General features: G+C 68.0%; 15 protein-coding genes and 1 pseudogene. 14 read left to right on the top strand and 2 right to left on the bottom strand.

Translation table 11 applies throughout. From position 1 onward, the window contains the following. The first annotated feature begins 269 nt into the window (after window positions 1-269). The 6 genes from acs (at window position 270) to C1707_RS08590 (ending at window position 6,078) form a co-directional block, all read left to right on the top strand. On the top strand, window positions 270-2,222 hold the full coding sequence (gene acs, locus C1707_RS08565) for an acetate--CoA ligase (protein WP_101714410.1): 1,953 nt from the start codon (window positions 270-272) through the stop codon (window positions 2,220-2,222). Between the two features lie 185 nt (window positions 2,223-2,407). After that, window positions 2,408-2,839, top strand: a complete 432-nt coding sequence (parS, locus tag C1707_RS08570) for a type II RES/Xre toxin-antitoxin system antitoxin (RefSeq protein WP_101714428.1) — start codon at window positions 2,408-2,410, stop codon at window positions 2,837-2,839. Beyond that, window positions 2,836-3,261 (top strand): RES family NAD+ phosphorylase, encoded by a 426-nt coding sequence (locus C1707_RS08575; RefSeq protein WP_101714411.1) that lies wholly within the window; start codon window positions 2,836-2,838, stop codon window positions 3,259-3,261. Before parS ends, C1707_RS08575 begins: the two co-directional genes overlap by 4 nt. 61 nt (window positions 3,262-3,322) lie before the next feature. Further along, on the top strand, window positions 3,323-4,981 hold the full coding sequence (locus C1707_RS08580; RefSeq protein WP_101714412.1) for a lysine--tRNA ligase: 1,659 nt from the start codon (window positions 3,323-3,325) through the stop codon (window positions 4,979-4,981). A 14-nt stretch (window positions 4,982-4,995) separates the two neighbouring features. Beyond that, a complete protein-coding gene (locus tag C1707_RS08585; RefSeq protein ID WP_276310663.1) occupies window positions 4,996-5,754 on the top strand; it encodes an APH(3') family aminoglycoside O-phosphotransferase in 759 nt (252 codons plus the stop codon). Window positions 5,755-5,868: 114 nt separating this feature from the next. Beyond that, window positions 5,869-6,078, top strand: coding sequence for a hypothetical protein (locus C1707_RS08590; protein ID WP_058348051.1), 210 nt, complete (start codon window positions 5,869-5,871; stop codon window positions 6,076-6,078). A gap of 20 nt (window positions 6,079-6,098) precedes the next feature. On the opposite strand, the gene C1707_RS08595 is transcribed toward C1707_RS08590, so the two are convergent. Beyond that, the gene (locus C1707_RS08595) at window positions 6,099-6,722 is read right to left on the bottom strand and encodes a S24 family peptidase (RefSeq protein WP_101714414.1); all 624 of its coding nucleotides are present in this window, start codon (window positions 6,720-6,722) and stop codon (window positions 6,099-6,101) included. Window positions 6,723-6,913: 191 nt separating this feature from the next. Between C1707_RS08595 and C1707_RS08600 the strand changes: the two genes are divergently transcribed. From C1707_RS08600 to C1707_RS08625, 6 genes are all read left to right on the top strand, one after another. Then, window positions 6,914-7,393, top strand: a complete 480-nt coding sequence (locus C1707_RS08600) for a MerR family transcriptional regulator (RefSeq protein ID WP_101714415.1) — start codon at window positions 6,914-6,916, stop codon at window positions 7,391-7,393. 99 nt (window positions 7,394-7,492) lie between these two features. Continuing rightward, window positions 7,493-9,286 carry an acyl-CoA dehydrogenase C-terminal domain-containing protein gene (locus tag C1707_RS08605; protein WP_101714416.1) on the top strand — a complete coding sequence of 598 codons (1,794 nt, stop codon included), beginning with the start codon at window positions 7,493-7,495 and terminating at the stop codon, window positions 9,284-9,286. A 2-nt stretch (window positions 9,287-9,288) separates the two neighbouring features. Further along, window positions 9,289-10,452, top strand: a complete 1,164-nt coding sequence (locus C1707_RS08610; RefSeq protein WP_101714417.1) for an acyl-CoA dehydrogenase family protein — start codon at window positions 9,289-9,291, stop codon at window positions 10,450-10,452. Then, window positions 10,452-10,802 carry a hypothetical protein gene (locus C1707_RS08615; protein ID WP_420808250.1) on the top strand — a complete coding sequence of 117 codons (351 nt, stop codon included), beginning with the start codon at window positions 10,452-10,454 and terminating at the stop codon, window positions 10,800-10,802. Before C1707_RS08610 ends, C1707_RS08615 begins: the two co-directional genes overlap by 1 nt. A gap of 1 nt (window position 10,803) precedes the next feature. After that, complete coding sequence (locus C1707_RS08620; RefSeq protein ID WP_101714418.1) at window positions 10,804-11,319, top strand: OsmC family protein; 516 nt, start codon at window positions 10,804-10,806, stop codon at window positions 11,317-11,319. An 81-nt stretch (window positions 11,320-11,400) separates the two neighbouring features. Further along, window positions 11,401-12,606, top strand: a complete 1,206-nt coding sequence (locus tag C1707_RS08625; RefSeq protein ID WP_101714419.1) for an acetyl-CoA C-acetyltransferase — start codon at window positions 11,401-11,403, stop codon at window positions 12,604-12,606. Window positions 12,607-12,620: 14 nt separating this feature from the next. Here the strand turns inward: C1707_RS08625 and C1707_RS27150 are convergent. Beyond that, a pseudogene (locus tag C1707_RS27150) lies at window positions 12,621-12,716 on the bottom strand (hypothetical protein); the annotation flags it as partial. Window positions 12,717-12,745: 29 nt separating this feature from the next. Here C1707_RS27150 and C1707_RS08630 point away from each other — a divergent pair. Both C1707_RS08630 and C1707_RS08635 read left to right on the top strand, forming a co-directional pair. Next, window positions 12,746-14,929: a 3-hydroxyacyl-CoA dehydrogenase NAD-binding domain-containing protein gene (locus C1707_RS08630; RefSeq protein ID WP_101714420.1), complete on the top strand. Its 2,184-nt coding sequence runs from the start codon at window positions 12,746-12,748 to the stop codon at window positions 14,927-14,929. Window positions 14,930-15,082: 153 nt separating this feature from the next. Next, a complete protein-coding gene (locus C1707_RS08635) occupies window positions 15,083-15,727 on the top strand; it encodes a hypothetical protein (protein ID WP_123170737.1) in 645 nt (214 codons plus the stop codon). Window positions 15,728-15,849: the final 122 nt, after the last annotated feature.

Genomic DNA, 15,849 nt, shown 5'->3' on the forward strand with positions numbered 1-15,849 from the left:
GGCGCGCCGAGCGCGCCGCTTGGTCCGCTCTTGCAAGCTGAACCAGGGGTTCCCGCCACGAGGGCGGGAATGACGGGCTCATTGGGCGGCGCTGAAGGCCTTCAGACCACCAAATCGAACAAGACCTGAATTCTGCCGCACGAAACAGAATTGGTCTGCTTGCGCGAGGGGCGGCGCTTCGCATACTCCCGCTCGCAAGACGACGACTGACGCAGCGGCAACATCGCTGGCGACGACAAGATCGACTGTAGCAAGACCTAGGGAGATGCGTGGTGAGTGACGGACTGCTGTTTCCGGCGCCCGAAGACTGGGCGGGCAAGGCCCATATCGACGCCGCCGGCTATGAAGCGGCCGTGGCGAGGGTGCAAAGCGATCCCGAAGGCTACTGGCGCGACCTGGCCGCCCGCCTCGACTGGATCAAGGCTCCCACTAAGATCAAGGACGTCTCCTACGCCAAGGAGGACTTCCGCATCCGCTGGTTTGAGGACGGCGTCCTCAACGTCAGCGCTAACTGCATCGATCGCCACCTGCCGCACCGCAAGGACGACGTCGCCCTGATCTTCGAGGGCGACGAGCCGGGCGTCTCCGACAAGATCACCTACGGCCAGCTGCACGACCAGGTCTGCCGCATGGCCAACGTGCTCAAGGACCTGGGCGCCAGGAAGGGCGACAGGATCACCATCTACCTGCCGATGGTGCCCGTGGCGGCCGTGGCCATGCTGGCCTGCGCCCGCATCGGCGCCATACACTCGGTAGTGTTCGGCGGCTTCTCGCCCGACAGCATCGCCGGCCGCATCCAGGACTGCGACTCGCGCCTCGTCATCACCGCCGACCAGGGCTGCCGGGGCGGCAAGAAGGTGCCGCTGAAGGCCAATATCGACGAGGCGCTCGAGCAGTGCCCGCAGGTGGAAAAGGTGCTGCTGGTCCGCTGGACCGGCGCCGACGTGCCGGTGGTCGAGGGCCGCGACGTGGTCTGGAACGACGTGCGCGACGCCGCTTCGCCGGTGTGCGAGCCCGAGCCGATGAACGCCGAGGACCCGCTGTTCATCCTCTATACGTCGGGCTCGACGGGCAAGCCCAAGGGCGTGCTGCACACCACCGGCGGCTACCTGGCCTGGGCCAGCTGGACCTTCGAGGCGGTGTTCGACTACCGCCCTGGAGAAGTGTTCTGGTGCACGGCCGACGTGGGCTGGGTCACCGGCCACAGCTACGTGGTCTACGGCCCGCTGGCCAACGGCGGGACCAGCCTGATCTTCGAGGGCGTGCCCAACTACCCGACCCCGTCGCGGTTCTGGGACGTGGTCGACAAGCACAAGGTCGAGATCTTCTACACCGCGCCGACGGCCCTGCGCGCCCTGATGCGCGAGGGCGACGAGCACGTCCTCAAGAACGACCTGTCGTCCCTGCGCCTCTTGGGCAGCGTCGGCGAGCCGATCAATCCCGAAGCCTGGCTCTGGTATCACCGCGTGGTCGGCAAGGACCGCCTGCCGATCGTCGACACCTGGTGGCAGACCGAGACGGGCGGCATTCTCGTCTCGCCGCTGCCCGGCGCCACGGCCCTGAAGCCAGGCTCGGCCACCAAGCCGCTGCCGGGCGTGAAGCTGCAGCTGGTCGACGCCGAGGGCGCGGTGCTGGAGGGCGCGACCGAGGGCAACCTCGTCATCACCGACAGCTGGCCGGGCCAGATGCGCACGGTCTACGGCGACCACCAGCGCTTCTTCGAGACCTATTTCTCGACCTATCCCGGCAAGTACTTCACCGGCGACGGCTGCAAGCGCGACGCCGACGGCTACTACTGGATCACCGGCCGGGTCGACGACGTCATCAACGTCTCGGGCCACCGCCTGGGCACCGCCGAGATCGAGAGCGCCCTGGTGGCCCACGAGGCCGTCGCCGAGGCCGCGGTGGTCGGCTATCCGCACGACATCAAGGGGCAGGGCGTCTACGCCTACGTCACCCTCAAGGCCGACGCGACGCCCAGCGAGGAACTGCGCAAGCAGCTCGTCCTGTGGGTCCGCCACGAGATCGGCCCCTTCGCCGCCCCCGACGTCCTGCAGTGGGCCCCCGGCCTGCCCAAGACCCGCTCGGGCAAGATCATGCGCCGCATCCTGCGCAAGATCGCCGAGAACGCGGTGGACGCGCTGGGGGATACGTCGACCCTCGCCGATCCGTCGGTGGTCGACGATCTGGTCAGGAACCGGGCGGGCGCGAAGGCGGCTTAGGTTAAGCGAAAACCTCGCCCTTCGACGGGCTCAGGGTGAGGTTTCCACTGCGCGGCCGTTCCTTGGTCCTCATTCTGAGCTTGTCGAAGGGGGAGGACCAAGAGCCGGGACTGTAACTTGTCCACAGCGCCTATCGGGTTTATACTCAAAATGCCGCTGATTGGGCGGCGTTTGGCTTGGATCGCGTGGCTCCGGTCTTGAAAATCCAGGAACTGCTGGGCGGCGAGGCGGTCACCGGGCCGCTGGCTACCGAGTTCGACGTCGTCCGGCTGGTCCGCCGCGGCCTGCCGGTCGCGTCGGTCGACGGCTTTCTGGCGGCCACCCAGCAGCCGTTCTCGGCGATCGAGCCCTATGTCATGCCGAGGCGGACCTTCAACCGTCGCCGCGACGCCGACCAGCCGCTGGATCCGGCCGAGTCCGACCGGATGGTGCGGATCGCCCGCATGGTGGCCGCGGCCGAGGACGTGCTGGGCGACCAGGAACGCGCCTGGCGCTGGCTGGAGCGGCCCAACCGGGTGCTGGAAGGCCAGGCGCCGATCTCGATGGCCGACACCGACCTCGGCGCCCAGGGCGTTGAGCGGCTGCTTGGTCAGATCGCACACGGCTTGGCGGCTTGATCGTCCACCGCATCGCCACGGCCGCCCATGTCGGCCTGGACGGGGAGGGCGCGCGGCTCTACGGCGGGCGCTGGAATTCGCCCGGACGGCCGATGCTCTACACCGCCGCCAGCCCCAGCCTGGCCGTGCTGGAGGTGCTGGTACATCTGGACCTGCCGCCCGACCTGATGCCGCCGGACTATCGCCTGCTGTCGATCCACGTGCCGGACGATGCGCCGTTCATCGTGCTGGACGCCGTTCCGGCCGACAGCGCATCGGTCGGCGACGCCTTCCTGGCAGCCGGGCAGGCGCTGGGCCTACGCGTGCCCAGCCAAGTGGTGCCGCAAGAGATCAACACGCTGCTCAATCCGCGCCATCCCGCCTTTGCTAGCGTGCGGGTCGAGCGCGACGAGCCGTTCCGGTTCGATCCGCGCCTGCTCTGACGGGCGCTCTGTGACCGCCACGCCCTAGCCTCATCCCGCCGCACGGTTTATACGCGCGGCCATGTTTGAAGGCCTCTCCCCCCTCGCCCGCGAAGCCCGCTCCTGGCCGTTCGAGCAGGCGCGCGCCACCATCGCCCGCGTCCTGCGCGTGCGTCTTCCCGACCGCGCCGACCAGGAGGCCGCCAAGGCCCTGATCGACGCCGGCAAGACCGACGAGGCGGTGAAAGCCTATCCGGCCCTGTCGAAGGCCGTGATCTTCGAGACCGGCTATGGTCCGTCCGGCCTGCCGCACCTGGGCACCTTCGGCGAAGTGGCGCGCACGACCATGGTGCGTCAGGCCTTCCGCGCGCTGGTCGACGACCACATCCCCACGCGCCTGATCGCCTTCAGCGACGACATGGACGGCCTGCGCAAGGTGCCGGACAACATCGAGAACAAGCAGCCGCTGATCGAGGACCTGGGCAAGCCGCTGACGGTCGTCCGCGACCCGTTCGGCACCCACGACAGCTTCGGCGCCCACAACAACGCCCGCCTGCGCGCCTTCCTCGACGGCTTCGGCTTCGAGTACGAGTTCGTCAGCTCGACCGAGTGCTACAAGGGCGGTCTGTTCGACGAGACCCTGCTGACGGCGCTGGCCCGATTCGACGCCATCCAGAAGGTCATGCTGCCGACGCTCGGCGAGGAGCGCCGCGCCACCTATTCGCCGTTCCTGCCGGTCAGCCCCAGCACCGGCAAGGTGCTGCAGGTCCCGACCCTGGAGCGCAACGTCGAGAAGGGCACGATCGTCTTCGAGGACGAGGACGGCTCCAAGGTCGAGGTCCCGGTCACCGGCGGCCACGTGAAGATGCAGTGGAAGCCCGACTGGGCCATGCGCTGGACCGCCCTGGGCGTCGACTACGAGATGTCGGGCAAGGACCTGATCGACTCGGTCAAGGCCTCCAGCGCCATCTGCAAGGCGCTGGGCGGCGTGCCGCCTGAAGGCTTCAATTACGAGCTCTTCCTGGACGAGAACAACCAGAAGATCTCCAAGTCCAAGGGCAACGGCCTGTCGATGGAGGACTGGCTGCGCTACGGCGCGCCGGAAAGCCTGTCGTACTACATGTTCCAGAGCCCCAAGTCGGCCAAGAAGCTGTATTTCGACGTCATCCCCAAGGCGACGGACGAGTATCTGCAGCAACTGGACGCCTTCGGCCGTCAGGAGCCGGCCAAGCAGCTCGACAACCCGGTCTGGCACATCCACGCCGGCAAGCCGCCGGAGCAGGGCTCGCCGGTGTCGTTTAGCCTGATGCTGAACCTGGTGTCGGCCGCCGACGCCTCGACCAAGGAGATCCTCTGGGGCTTCCTGTCGCGCTACATCCCGGGCGCTTCGGCGGAAACCCAGCCGCTGCTGGACCGCCTGGCCGGCTATGCGATCAATTACTACGAGGACTTCGTCAAACCGACGAAGACCTTCCGCGCACCGACCGACGTGGAGCGCGCCGCGATCCTGGATCTGCTGGCCAAGCTGAAGGCCATGCCGGCCGGCACGCAGGACGCCGAGCTGATCCAGAACGAGGTGTTCGAGGTCGGTAAGACCCACGGCTTCGATCCGCTGCGCGCCTGGTTCCAGGCCCTGTACGAAGTGCTGCTGGGCCAGAGCCAGGGCCCGCGCTTCGGCTCGTTCGCGGCGATCTTCGGCGTCGACCGCACGATCGCCCTGATCGAAGAGAAGCTGGGCTGAGCCAGCCCGGCGATCTGGCGGCCCTGATCCGGGGCTACGAGGCGATCCCGGCGACGGCGGGGGAGGGCGGCGCGACCGTCCTTCGCCTGGCCGCGCCGGGCCGGCCTACCCTTTTCCTGAAATCCGGACGGGACGCGGTGGCGCCCGATATCCGGGCTGAGGCCCAGCGCTTGGCCTGGCTGGCCGGCCGCGCGCCGGTTCCGGTGGTGCTGGCGCTCGCCGAACAGGACGGCGAGGTCCGCATGCTGACCACGGCCGCGCCAGGCGTCAGCGCATACGATTGGCTTGAGGAGGCGCATTCGGAGAGCGCTATGGCGCTGGCCGCCGAGCTGGGGCGGATGCTGGCGATGCTGCACGCCCTGCCGATCGCCGACTGCCCGTTCGATGCCGCGCCGGCCTTACGCGTCGAGGAGGCCGCCCGCCGCCTGGCCGCCGGCCTGGTTGACGCCGACGACTTCGACGACGAGCGGGCCGGCGCCGATCCCGAGGACCTGTTGGCGCAACTGCGCGCCAGCGTCCCGACGGCCCCCGACCTCGTGGTCGCGCACGGCGATTGCACGCTGGACAACATCCTGGTCGAGGGCGGTCGTCCGACCGGCTTCATCGACGTCGGCCGCCTGGGTGTCGCCGATCGCTGGCAGGATCTGGCGCTGATGCGCCGTTCACTTTCGGAATTCGAAGACGGGCTGGCCGATCTGTTCCTGGCGGCATACGGCGCGCCGCAAGATCAAGCCAGGGAAGGCTTTCACCTGCTGCTGGACGAATTCTTCTGAGCTTGGCCCTGCGACACCGTGCCTCGTTTCATGAACGGGATCTGAATTTCGAATTAAGGGTTTGTGCGAACTTCGGAGTCTAGCCTGGGAACCATCAGAACCAGGAATAGTCCGATGGCTTCCTTCACCCTTCGCCCGCACGATCGTTCGGAATTCGACTCCCTGATCGGCGGCATCGCCTCGCAGTTCCCCGGCGCCCGCATCGAGGCCGCCCACAACGACACCTGGGCCTCCTACCGGGTCGACGTGTCGTGCGAGGATCCCCGCGCGGCCGCCCTGCGCGACTGGCTCAACGGCCACCACGCCGACTGCCCGCGCACGTAGGGTTAGCTTGGGTCCGGCCGCTACTGGCTGACCCACTGCACGCAGGCGACCCAGGCCACCGTCATGCGGTCCAGCGTGCGGTCGTCGCCGTCGCGCAGGACCGAGGTCAGCTCGATCGTCCGGGCCGTCAGCCGGCCCAGCTCCATGATCAGCACCTCGCCGCTGGTGGTCATCACCACCACCCGGTCGCCGCGCCGGGGCTCGGCCGTCGCCGAGACCAGAAGCCGGTCACCGTCGCGATAGACCGGCGCCAGGGCGTCGCCCCCGACCTCGATGGCGTAGAGCCCGTCCTCGCGCGGCCCCGGAAGCTCCATCTCCTCCCAGCCCGCCCCGCGCGGTGCGCCCGCCTCGTCGAACAGGCCCGGCGCGGCGCGGGCCTGGCCGATCAGCGGGATGCCCGCCCGCCGTCCCTGAACGCTCTCGGTCAGGGCCGCGAATTCCGAAAAGCCCACGCCCGTGGCTTCCAGCACCTTGGCCAGGCTCTCGGTCGAGGGCCAGCGCGGCCGCGTATCGACATCGCCACGCTTGGAGCGGTTGAAGGCGGTGGGATCCAGGCCCGCCAGCTTGGCCATCGCCGAAGGGCTCATGTCGAACCGCTTGGCCAGGGCGTCGATCGCGGTCCACAGTTCGGCGTGCGAGAGCATCGGGTCCTCCACACGTCCAAGTGACGGGACCGCAAGGAAATTAAGCCCGCGCCATAGGAATGTAAACCTATGCCCCAAGGTCAAGGTTGACGTTTACGTAAGCGTTGACGTTCCGCAAGGTCCGGTCTAGCGTGAACAGCGATAACCAATGACCCGGCCCGGAAGGCCGGCCGCACCCTGGGAGGGTACCGATGGCAGCCGATCTTCGACGTCCCGAGCGCACGTTCTCGATCCGTCAGCTGTGCAACGAATTCAAGGCCACGCCCCGGGCGCTGCGCTTCTACGAGGACAAGGGCCTGCTGACGCCGGCCCGTGAGGGCCTCAACCGCGTCTATTCCCACAAGGACCGTGTCCGCCTGCAGCTGATCCTGCGCGGCAAGCGCGTGGGCCTGTCGCTGTCGGAAATCCGCGAGCTGCTCGACCTCTATGACGAGAACGACGACGGCGCGGCCCAGATGGCCCGGTCGCTGAAGAAGTTCCGCGAGCGCGCCACCGCTCTGGAGCAGCAGCGCGACGACATCGACGGCGCCCTGATCGAGCTGCGCGAGGCCTGCGATCGCCTCGAGAAGCGCCTGGCCGAGATCCGCCCCGACCTGCTGCCGCGCTCGGCCGACTACGAGCAGCTGCTGCGCGCCCGCCTCGACGGCGCCGAAATGGCGCTGGGTAAGTAAGGCCAGAAACACTCAAGGCCGCGCCTGTTTCCGCCAAGACCGGCGGGGCGGGCGGGCCTTGGTTCCACCTCCCCGATCCGACCATCAGGACTGCCTTAAATGACCTATCAGCCGCCCGTTCGCGATCACATGTTCCTGCTGCGCGACGTGCTCGACATCGAGCAGTACGGCAATCTGCCGGCCTTCGCCGACGCCTCGATCGACGTCGTCGAGCAGATCGTCGAGGGCGCGGCCCAGTTCACCGGCGAAGTCCTGGCCCCGCTCAACAGCGTCGGCGACAAGACCGGCTGCAAGCTGGACCCGGTCACCAACACCGTCACCACCCCGCCGGGCTTCAAGGAAGCCTACAAGGCCCTGTGCGAGGGCGGCTGGACCGGCCTCGGCTCGGATCCGGCCTACGGCGGCCAGGGCCTGCCGCACGTCGTGAACCTGTCGTTCTCGGAAATGTCGAGCAGCGCCAACATGGCCTTCTCGATGTATCCGGGCCTGGCGCACGGCGCCTATTCGGCCATCCACACCGGCGGCACCGACGACCAGAAGCAGACCTACCTGCCCAAGATGATCACGGGCGAGTGGACCGGCACCATGAACCTGACCGAGCCGCACTGCGGCACGGACCTGGGTCTGCTGCGCACCAAGGCCGTCCCGCAGGCCGACGGCAGCTACAAGATCACTGGCCAGAAGATCTGGATCAGCGCCGGCGAGCACGACATGTCGGACAACATCGTCCACCTGGTGCTGGCCCGCATCGAGGGCGCCCCGGCCGGCGTGAAGGGCATCAGCCTGTTCATCGTGCCGAAGTTCTTCCCGAACGCCGACGGCTCGGTGGGCGCGCGCAACGAGGGCGCCAAGTGCGTGGGCCTCGAAGAGAAGATGGGCATCCACGGCAACGCCACCTGCGTCATGCAGTACGACGACGCCGAGGGCTATCTGATCGGTGAAGAGAACAGCGGCCTGAAGCTGATGTTCGTGATGATGAACGAGGCCCGCCTGGGCGTCGGCCTGCAGGGCGTCGCCCAGGCCGAAGCCGCCAACCAGGCCGCCGTCGCCTTCGCCAAGGACCGCCTGCAGGGCCGTTCGCTGACGGGCCCGAAGAACGCCGACGGGCCGGCCGACCCGATCATCGTCCACCCGGACGTGCGCCGCCTGCTGCTGGAGAACAAGGCCATCATCGAAGGCGGCCGCGCCTTCCTGTTCTGGACCGCCCTGCACGGCGACCTGGCCCACGCCCACCCCGACGAGGCGGTGCGCACCAAGGCCGAGGACTACATGGGCCTGCTGACGCCGGTCCTGAAGGGCTACCTGACCGACCGCGGCTTCCAGGTCTGCTCGAACGCGGTGCAGGTGCACGGCGGCTCGGGCTTCACCGAGCACTTCCCGGTCAGCCAGTACCTGCGCGACTGCCGCATCGCCCTGATCTACGAAGGCACCAACGGCGTGCAGGCCCTCGACCTGGTCGGCCGCAAGCTGGCGGCCAAGGGCGGCCGCGGCGTGATGACCTTCTTCCAGGAGATCGACCAGTTCGTCGGCGAGAACGACGGCGACGCCGAGCTGAAGCCGTTCATCGACGCCCTGGCGGCGACCAAGGCCCAGCTGCAGGACGGCACCATGTGGCTGATGCAGAACGGCCTGCAGAACCCCGACAACGCCGGCGCGGCCTCGACCGACTACATGCACCTCTTCGGCCTGACGGGCCTGGCCTACATGTGGGCCCTGATGGTCAAGGCGGCCAACGCCAAGATCGCCGAAGGCTCCACCGACCCGTTCTTCACGACCAAGGTCGCCACGGCCCGTTATTTCATCGAGCGGGTCTTGCCTGACGCAGGGGCGCATCTGGCCAAACTGAAGACCGGTTCGGCGACCCTGATGGCGCTGCCCGCGGAGGCCTTCTGATCATGAGCGTGCTCGACGTCGCAAAACCCGCCTTCATGGCCGAAGAAGACATCGCGATCTTCGAGGACGCGGTGGGCAAGTTCTTCGACGAGCACGCGCCTGAAAACGTCGTGGCGACCTGGCGCAAGAACCACTGCGTCGATCGCGCGATGTGGAACAAGGCGGGGGAGGCCGGTCTGCTCGGCCTCTCCACGCCCGAGGAATACGGCGGCTCCGGCGGCGACTATCGCCACGAGGTCGTCTTGATGGAGCAGCTGGGCAAGAAGGGCGTCGACGGCTTCGGCGCCAGCCTGCACAACGCCATCGTCATGCCGTACATCTTCCACTACGGCACCGAGGAGCAGAAGCAGCGGTGGTTGCCGCGCCTGTCGACCGGCGAACTGGTCGGCGCGATCGCCATGACCGAGCCGGGCGCGGGCTCCGACCTGCAGGGCGTCAAGACCAGCGCCAAGAAGGTCGGCAACCAGTACGTCGTCAACGGCTCGAAGACCTTCATCACCAACGGCCAGACGGCCAATCTGATCATCGTCGTCGCCAAGACCGATCCGGCCGGCGGCGCGCGGGGCACGAGCCTCGTCGTGGTCGAGACCGACGGGGCCGAAGGCTTCGAGCGCGGGCGCAACCTCGACAAGCTGGGCCACGAGGCCCAGGACACGTCCGAGCTGTTCTTCAACGACGTGAAGATCCCGACCGAGAACCTGCTCGGGACCGAGGAGGGCCAGGGCTTCTTCCAGCTGATGGCCCAACTGCCGCAGGAGCGGCTGAACATCGCCGTGCAGGGGATGGCCACCATCGAGCGGGCGCTGGAGCTGACCATCGCCTACGTCAAGGAGCGCCAGGCGTTCGGCAAGCCGATCATCGCCTTCCAGAACACCCAGTTCGTGCTGGCCGAGTGCAAGACCGAGGCGACCGTCGCCAAGGTGTTCGTCAACCACTGCATCGAGCGCCACCTGAAGGGCGACCTCGACGCCTCGACGGCCTCGATGGCCAAGTACTGGGTGACCGACCTGGAGAACAAGATCGTCGACCGCTGCCTGCAGCTGTTCGGCGGCTACGGCTTCATGAACGAGTACCCGATCGCCCGGATGTACAAGGACAGCCGCGTCCAGCGCATCTACGGCGGCACCAACGAGATCATGAAGCTGCTGATCGCGAGGACGCTCTGATGATGTTCGCCGACGCTCCGCCCCCGCCCAACGACACGGCCCGCTCGGCCGTGGTCTGCATCAAGGCCGAGGGCCGCCGCCCGCTGCAGTTCTCCGGCAAGCTGGAGGGCAAGCGCCCCCAGCCCGGCGCCTTCGACCTGCCGCTCAAGGCCGGCGTCGAGCAGTGCAACAACCTGCTGCGCTCGAAGATCGCCACCTGGACGCTGACGGTGAACACGCCGGGCTTCACGCCGTGCCGCCTGCCCGCGCCGGAGTTCGGCCAGCGCGTCGTCTATTCGGCCAAGGCCACCGCGCGGGGCCTGTCGTGCGCCCCGATCCACAAGTCGCCGATCGGGACCTGGAAGAAGTAGGATGTCCACCCACGTCGCCATCGTCGACTGGAAGCTCGAGCCCGGGGCGGACTTCGCCAGGGGCCGCTACAGCCGCGCCCATACCCTGTCGTTCGACGGCGGGGTCACGGCGCTCGGCTCGGCCTCGCCGTCGGTGGTGCCGCTGCCCTGGTCGGACCCGGCGGGCGTCGATCCCGAGGAGATGTTCGTGGCGGCGCTGTCGTCCTGCCACATGCTGACCTTCCTCGACCTGGCCCGCCGCGCCGGCTTCTTCATCAGCGTCTATCGCGACAGGGCCGAGGGCACGATGACCAGGAACGAGCATGGCGCCCACTGGGTTAGCCATGTCGCCCTTCGCCCCGACATCGTCTTCGAGGGCGACGCGCCCGACGAAGCCAAGCTGGCGGCCCTGCACGAGGCCGCCCACCACGCCTGTTTCATCGCCAATTCGGTTCGGACGAACGTCCGGGTCGAGCCGGCGGTCCAAGAATCCCGGCAAAGCCTTTCCACTTCAAATGCTCGCATTGGAAGTGGGTGAAAAGGCTTTGAAAACAAAATTCTAGAGCGCGATCGCGCTTTGGGACAGAACACTTAAAAGATCGCAGGAAGGAGCCATTCAATGGCCGACGCTTACATCTTCGACGCCGTGCGCACCCCGCGCGGCAAGGGCAAGAAGGACGGCTCTCTGCACGAGATCACCGCCCTGTCGCTGGCCAGCCAGGTCCTGGAAGCCATCCGCGACCGCAACAACCTGGACACCTCCAAGGTCGACGACGTCGTCCTGGGCTGCGTGGCCCCGGTCGGCGAGCAAGGCAGCGACATCGCCCGCACGGCCGTGCTGACCGCCGAATACGCCGAGAGCGTCGCCGGCGTGCAGATCAACCGCTTCTGCGCCTCGGGCCTGGAAGCCGTGAACATGGCCGCGGCCAAGGTCATGTCGGGTGAAGCCGACCTCGCCATCGGCGGCGGCGTCGAGAGCATGAGCCGCGTGCCGATGGGCAGCGACGGCGGCGCCTGGCCGACCGATCCGTCGAGCGCCTTCAAGACCTACTTCATGCCGCAGGGCGTGTCGGCCGACCTGATCGCCACCCTGTACGGCTTCAGCCGTGACGACGTCGACGCCTACGCCGTCGAGAGCCAGCGTCGCGCCGCCCAGTCGTGGGCCGAGAACCGCTTCGCCAAGTCGGTGGTGCCGGTGAAGGACCAGCTGGGCCTCAACATCCTGAGCCACGACGAGACCGTCCGCGGCGCCACCACCATGCAGACCCTGGCCTCGCTGAACCCGTCGTTCACGGGCATGGGCGAGATGGCCTTCGACGCGGTCGCCACCCAGCGCTACCCGCAGGTCGAGCGCATGAGCCACGTGCACCACGCCGGCAACAGCTCGGGCATCGTCGACGGCGCCGCCGGCGTGCTGATCGGCACCAAGGAAATGGGCGACGCGCTGGGCCTCAAGGCCCGCGCCCGCATCAAGGGCATGGCCTCGATCGGTTCGGAGCCGTCGATCATGCTGACCGGCCCCTCGCTGGTCACCGAGAAGCTGCTCAAGAAGCTCGGCATGGAAGTCGGCGACATCGACCTCTACGAGCTGAACGAGGCCTTCGCGGCCGTCGTCCTGCGCATGATGCAGGCGCTCGACATCCCGCACGAGAAGATGAACGTCAACGGCGGCGCCATCGCCATGGGCCACCCGCTGGGCGCCACCGGCGCGATGATCCTGGGCACCATGGTCGACGAGCTGGAACGCTCGGACAAGGAAACCGCCCTGATCACCCTGTGCGTCGGCGCCGGCATGGGCACCGCCACGGTCATCGAACGCGTCTGATCCAAGCACAGATCGTCATCCCGGACGGCCGTAGGCCGATCCGGGACCCAGGGGCCGGCGCACTGCGGTTCACCTGGGTCCCGGCTCTCCGCTTCGCTACGGCCGGAATGACGACCCAAATTCTGAAGGACTAGTCCACATGGAAAACTTCAAGATCGAGGTCGACGGCGACGGCATCGCCCTGGTCACCTTCGACGTCCCCGGCCGTTCGATGAACACCCTGACCGCCTCGGTGATTAAGGAAATCGGCGAGCTGGTCGAGCGCATCAAGACCGACGAGGCCATCAAGGGCGCGGTCATCACCTCGGGCAAGACCACCGGCTTCTGCGCCGGCGCGGACCTGGGCGAACTGGGCGGCGAGGGCGGCCTGGGCGGTGGTGACCTGCAGGCGGCGTTCGACGCCGGCTTCGCGCTGAACAAGGCCTTCCGCGCGCTGGAAACCGGCGGCAAGCCGATCGCCGCGGCGATCAACGGTCTGGCGCTGGGCGGCGGCCTGGAATTCGTGCTGGCTACGCACTATCGCGTGGTCGCCGACCTGCCGAAGCTGCAGCTGGGCCTGCCGGAAGCCAAGGTCGGCCTGCTGCCGGGCGGCGGCGGCACCCAGCGCCTGACGCGCCTGATGGGCGTGATGGCCGCGGCCCCGTACCTGCTCGAAGGCAAGTCGATGAAGCCGGCCGAGGCGCTCGGCTTCAAGGTCGTGCATGAGGTCGTGCCGGCCGGCCAGGAAGTGGAAGCCGCCAAGACCTGGATCAAGACCAAGGGCGACCCGGTCGCTCCGTGGGACAAGAAGGACTTCAAGATCCCCGGCGGCGGCCCCTACACCCCGACCGGCGCCCAGGTGTTCATCATGGGCAACGCCATGCTGCGCAAGAACACCTACGGCAACTATCCGGCCCAGCAGAACATCATGAAGGCCGTCTACGAGGGCCTGCAGGTTCCGTTCGACGCGGCCATCCGCATCGAGACCCGCTACTTCCTCAAGACGCTGATGACGCCCCAGGCCAAGGGCATGATCCGCACCCTGTTCCTCAGCTTGCAGGAACTGGGCAAGGGCGCTGGCCGTCCGGCCGGCGTGCCGCACTACGACGTCAAGAAGGTCGCCGTCCTCGGCGCCGGCATGATGGGCGCGGGCATCGCCTACGTGCAGGCCATGGCCGGCATCGAGACCGTCCTGATCGACCAGTCGCAGGAAGCCGCCGACAAGGGCAAGGGCTACGCCGAGGGCCTGGTCAAGAAGGCCGTCTCGCGCGGGAAGCTGACGGCCGAGAAGGGCGAGGCCATCCTGGCCCTCATCCATCCGACCGCCGACTATGACAACGTCAAGGGTTCGGACCTGGTCATCGAGGCCGTGTTCGAGAACCGTGAGGTCAAGGCCGACGTGACCAAGAAGGCCGAGGCCCAGCTGGCCGACACGGCCATCTTCGGCTCGAACACCTCGACCCTGCCGATCTCGGGCCTGGCCGAAGCCTCGGTGCGCCCGGCCTCGTTCATCGGCATCCACTTCTTCTCGCCGGTCGACAAGATGGGCCTGGTCGAGATCATCATGGGCGACCAGACCAGCCAGGAAGCCCTGGCCAAGTCGATCGACTACGTCCTGAAGATCAAGAAGACCCCGATCGTCGTCAACGACAGCCGCGGCTTCTACACGTCGCGCTGCTTCGGCACCTTCGTGCAGGAAGGCATGGAGCTGCTCAGCGACGGCATCGCCCCGGCGATCATCGACAACGTCGGCCGCGCCACCGGCATGCCGCGCGGTCCGCTGGAAATGCACGACGACGTCGCGCTGGACCTGTCGCACAAGATCGCCGTCCAGACGAAGAAGGACCTCGGCGACAAGTACGAGGAGCGTCCGTTCACCGCGATCATCGCCAAGATGGTCGAGGACCTGGGCCGCTACGGCCGCAAGAACGGCAAGGGCTTCTACGACTATCCGGAAAACGGCCCCAAGACCCTGTGGCCGGGCCTCTCGGACCTCGTCGAAGTGACCGTCAAGGACGCCGACAAGGCGCTGATCGAGCAGATCCGCACCCGCCTGCTGTACCGCCAGGCCGTCGAGGCCGCGCGCTGCTTCGAGGAAGGCGTGATCACCGATCCGCGCGAGGCCGACGTCGGCGCGATCCTGGGCTGGGGCTTCGCGCCCTGGACCGGCGGTCCGATCAGCCTGATCGACGGCGTGGGCGTGGCCAAGTTCGTCGAGACCCTCGACCAGCTGGCCGCCGCCTACGGCTCGCGGTTCGCCCCGCCGGCCCTGCTGCGCGAGATGGCCGCCAAGGGCGAGACCTTCTACGGCCGCTTCGGCGTCAAGGAGAAGGCGGCCGCCTAAGCCGCTTTCGCCCCGCAGGCGAAATGAGGAGGCCCGACGGCGACGCCGGGCCTTTTTCTTTGCGCCGCCGCATCATTGCCGCCATCGCCGCGCCCCATCGCCTGGATACCTCCAGCCCCGCCGGACGTTCCGCCCGGAAGCAAGGATCCGAGGATGGCCGGCAGGCGATCGACAGTTCGCCGGAAAAGGCCCTTCGCCCTCGCCCTGATGGCGGCGAGCGGCCTGCACGTGCTGTTGGGCATGGGCCTGCTGGCGGGGATCAAGGTGATGCCGCCGCTGGTCGAGCAGACCTTGATCGTCGACCTGGTGGACGCCGCCCCGCCGCCCGCGCCCCGCGTCGAGGCCCCCAGCGCGCCGGCGCCGGCCCCGTCCGCTCCGCCGGCGCCCCGCGCCCGCGCCGTGGTTCCGCCGCCGCCTGCGGCCCAGGTCGCCGCCGCCCCCGCGCCGCAGGCCCCGGCCGCCCCGCAAGCACCGCGCGCCGCCGCTGCGCCGCCCGGCTTCAAGTCGCGCGGGACCCCAACGCCCGGCGGCGATGATTTGCGCACGGCCGCCCGCGAAGGCGGCGGCTGCAACCACGCCGACCTCTACCGCCTGACCAAGGCCGAGCGGGCGGCCTGCGACGACAAGCTGGGGATCAAGGCCAAGGACGCGCCGATGTACGCGGTGATCGACCAGGCCAAGAAGGACTTCTTCGACGGCGCCTGCAAGAAGGACGACGAGTGGTGCCTCTATCGCACGGGGCAGGGGCCGTATCCGGGCCTGCTGGCCCTGATGAAGAAGAAAAAGGACGACTGGTGAGACCCCCTCAGTCGCTCCGCGACAGCTCCCCCAGAGGGGGAGCATCTGGCTCGACGCTTCTATATCCTCCCCCTCTGGGGGGAGGTGGCCCGAAGGGCCGGAGGGGGACGTTCTCAGCTCCG

It is taken from the genome of Caulobacter flavus (assembly GCF_003722335.1).
Classification (GTDB): Bacteria; Pseudomonadota; Alphaproteobacteria; order Caulobacterales; family Caulobacteraceae; genus Caulobacter; species Caulobacter flavus.

Coding starts and splice junctions, on each gene's coding strand:
- C1707_RS08610 (WP_101714417.1), top strand. CDS start 9,289: ATGAGCGTGCTCGACGTCGCAAAACCCGCCTTCATGGCCGAAGAAGAC.
- C1707_RS08590 (WP_058348051.1), top strand. CDS start 5,869: ATGGCTTCCTTCACCCTTCGCCCGCACGATCGTTCGGAATTCGACTCC.
- C1707_RS08620 (WP_101714418.1), top strand. CDS start 10,804: ATGTCCACCCACGTCGCCATCGTCGACTGGAAGCTCGAGCCCGGGGCG.
- C1707_RS08615 (WP_420808250.1), top strand. CDS start 10,452: ATGATGTTCGCCGACGCTCCGCCCCCGCCCAACGACACGGCCCGCTCG.
- C1707_RS08605 (WP_101714416.1), top strand. CDS start 7,493: ATGACCTATCAGCCGCCCGTTCGCGATCACATGTTCCTGCTGCGCGAC.
- C1707_RS08595 (WP_101714414.1), bottom strand. CDS start 6,722: ATGCTCTCGCACGCCGAACTGTGGACCGCGATCGACGCCCTGGCCAAG.
- C1707_RS08630 (WP_101714420.1), top strand. CDS start 12,746: ATGGAAAACTTCAAGATCGAGGTCGACGGCGACGGCATCGCCCTGGTC.
- C1707_RS08625 (WP_101714419.1), top strand. CDS start 11,401: ATGGCCGACGCTTACATCTTCGACGCCGTGCGCACCCCGCGCGGCAAG.
- C1707_RS08600 (WP_101714415.1), top strand. CDS start 6,914: ATGGCAGCCGATCTTCGACGTCCCGAGCGCACGTTCTCGATCCGTCAG.
- C1707_RS08580 (WP_101714412.1), top strand. CDS start 3,323: ATGTTTGAAGGCCTCTCCCCCCTCGCCCGCGAAGCCCGCTCCTGGCCG.
- C1707_RS08635 (WP_123170737.1), top strand. CDS start 15,083: ATGGCCGGCAGGCGATCGACAGTTCGCCGGAAAAGGCCCTTCGCCCTC.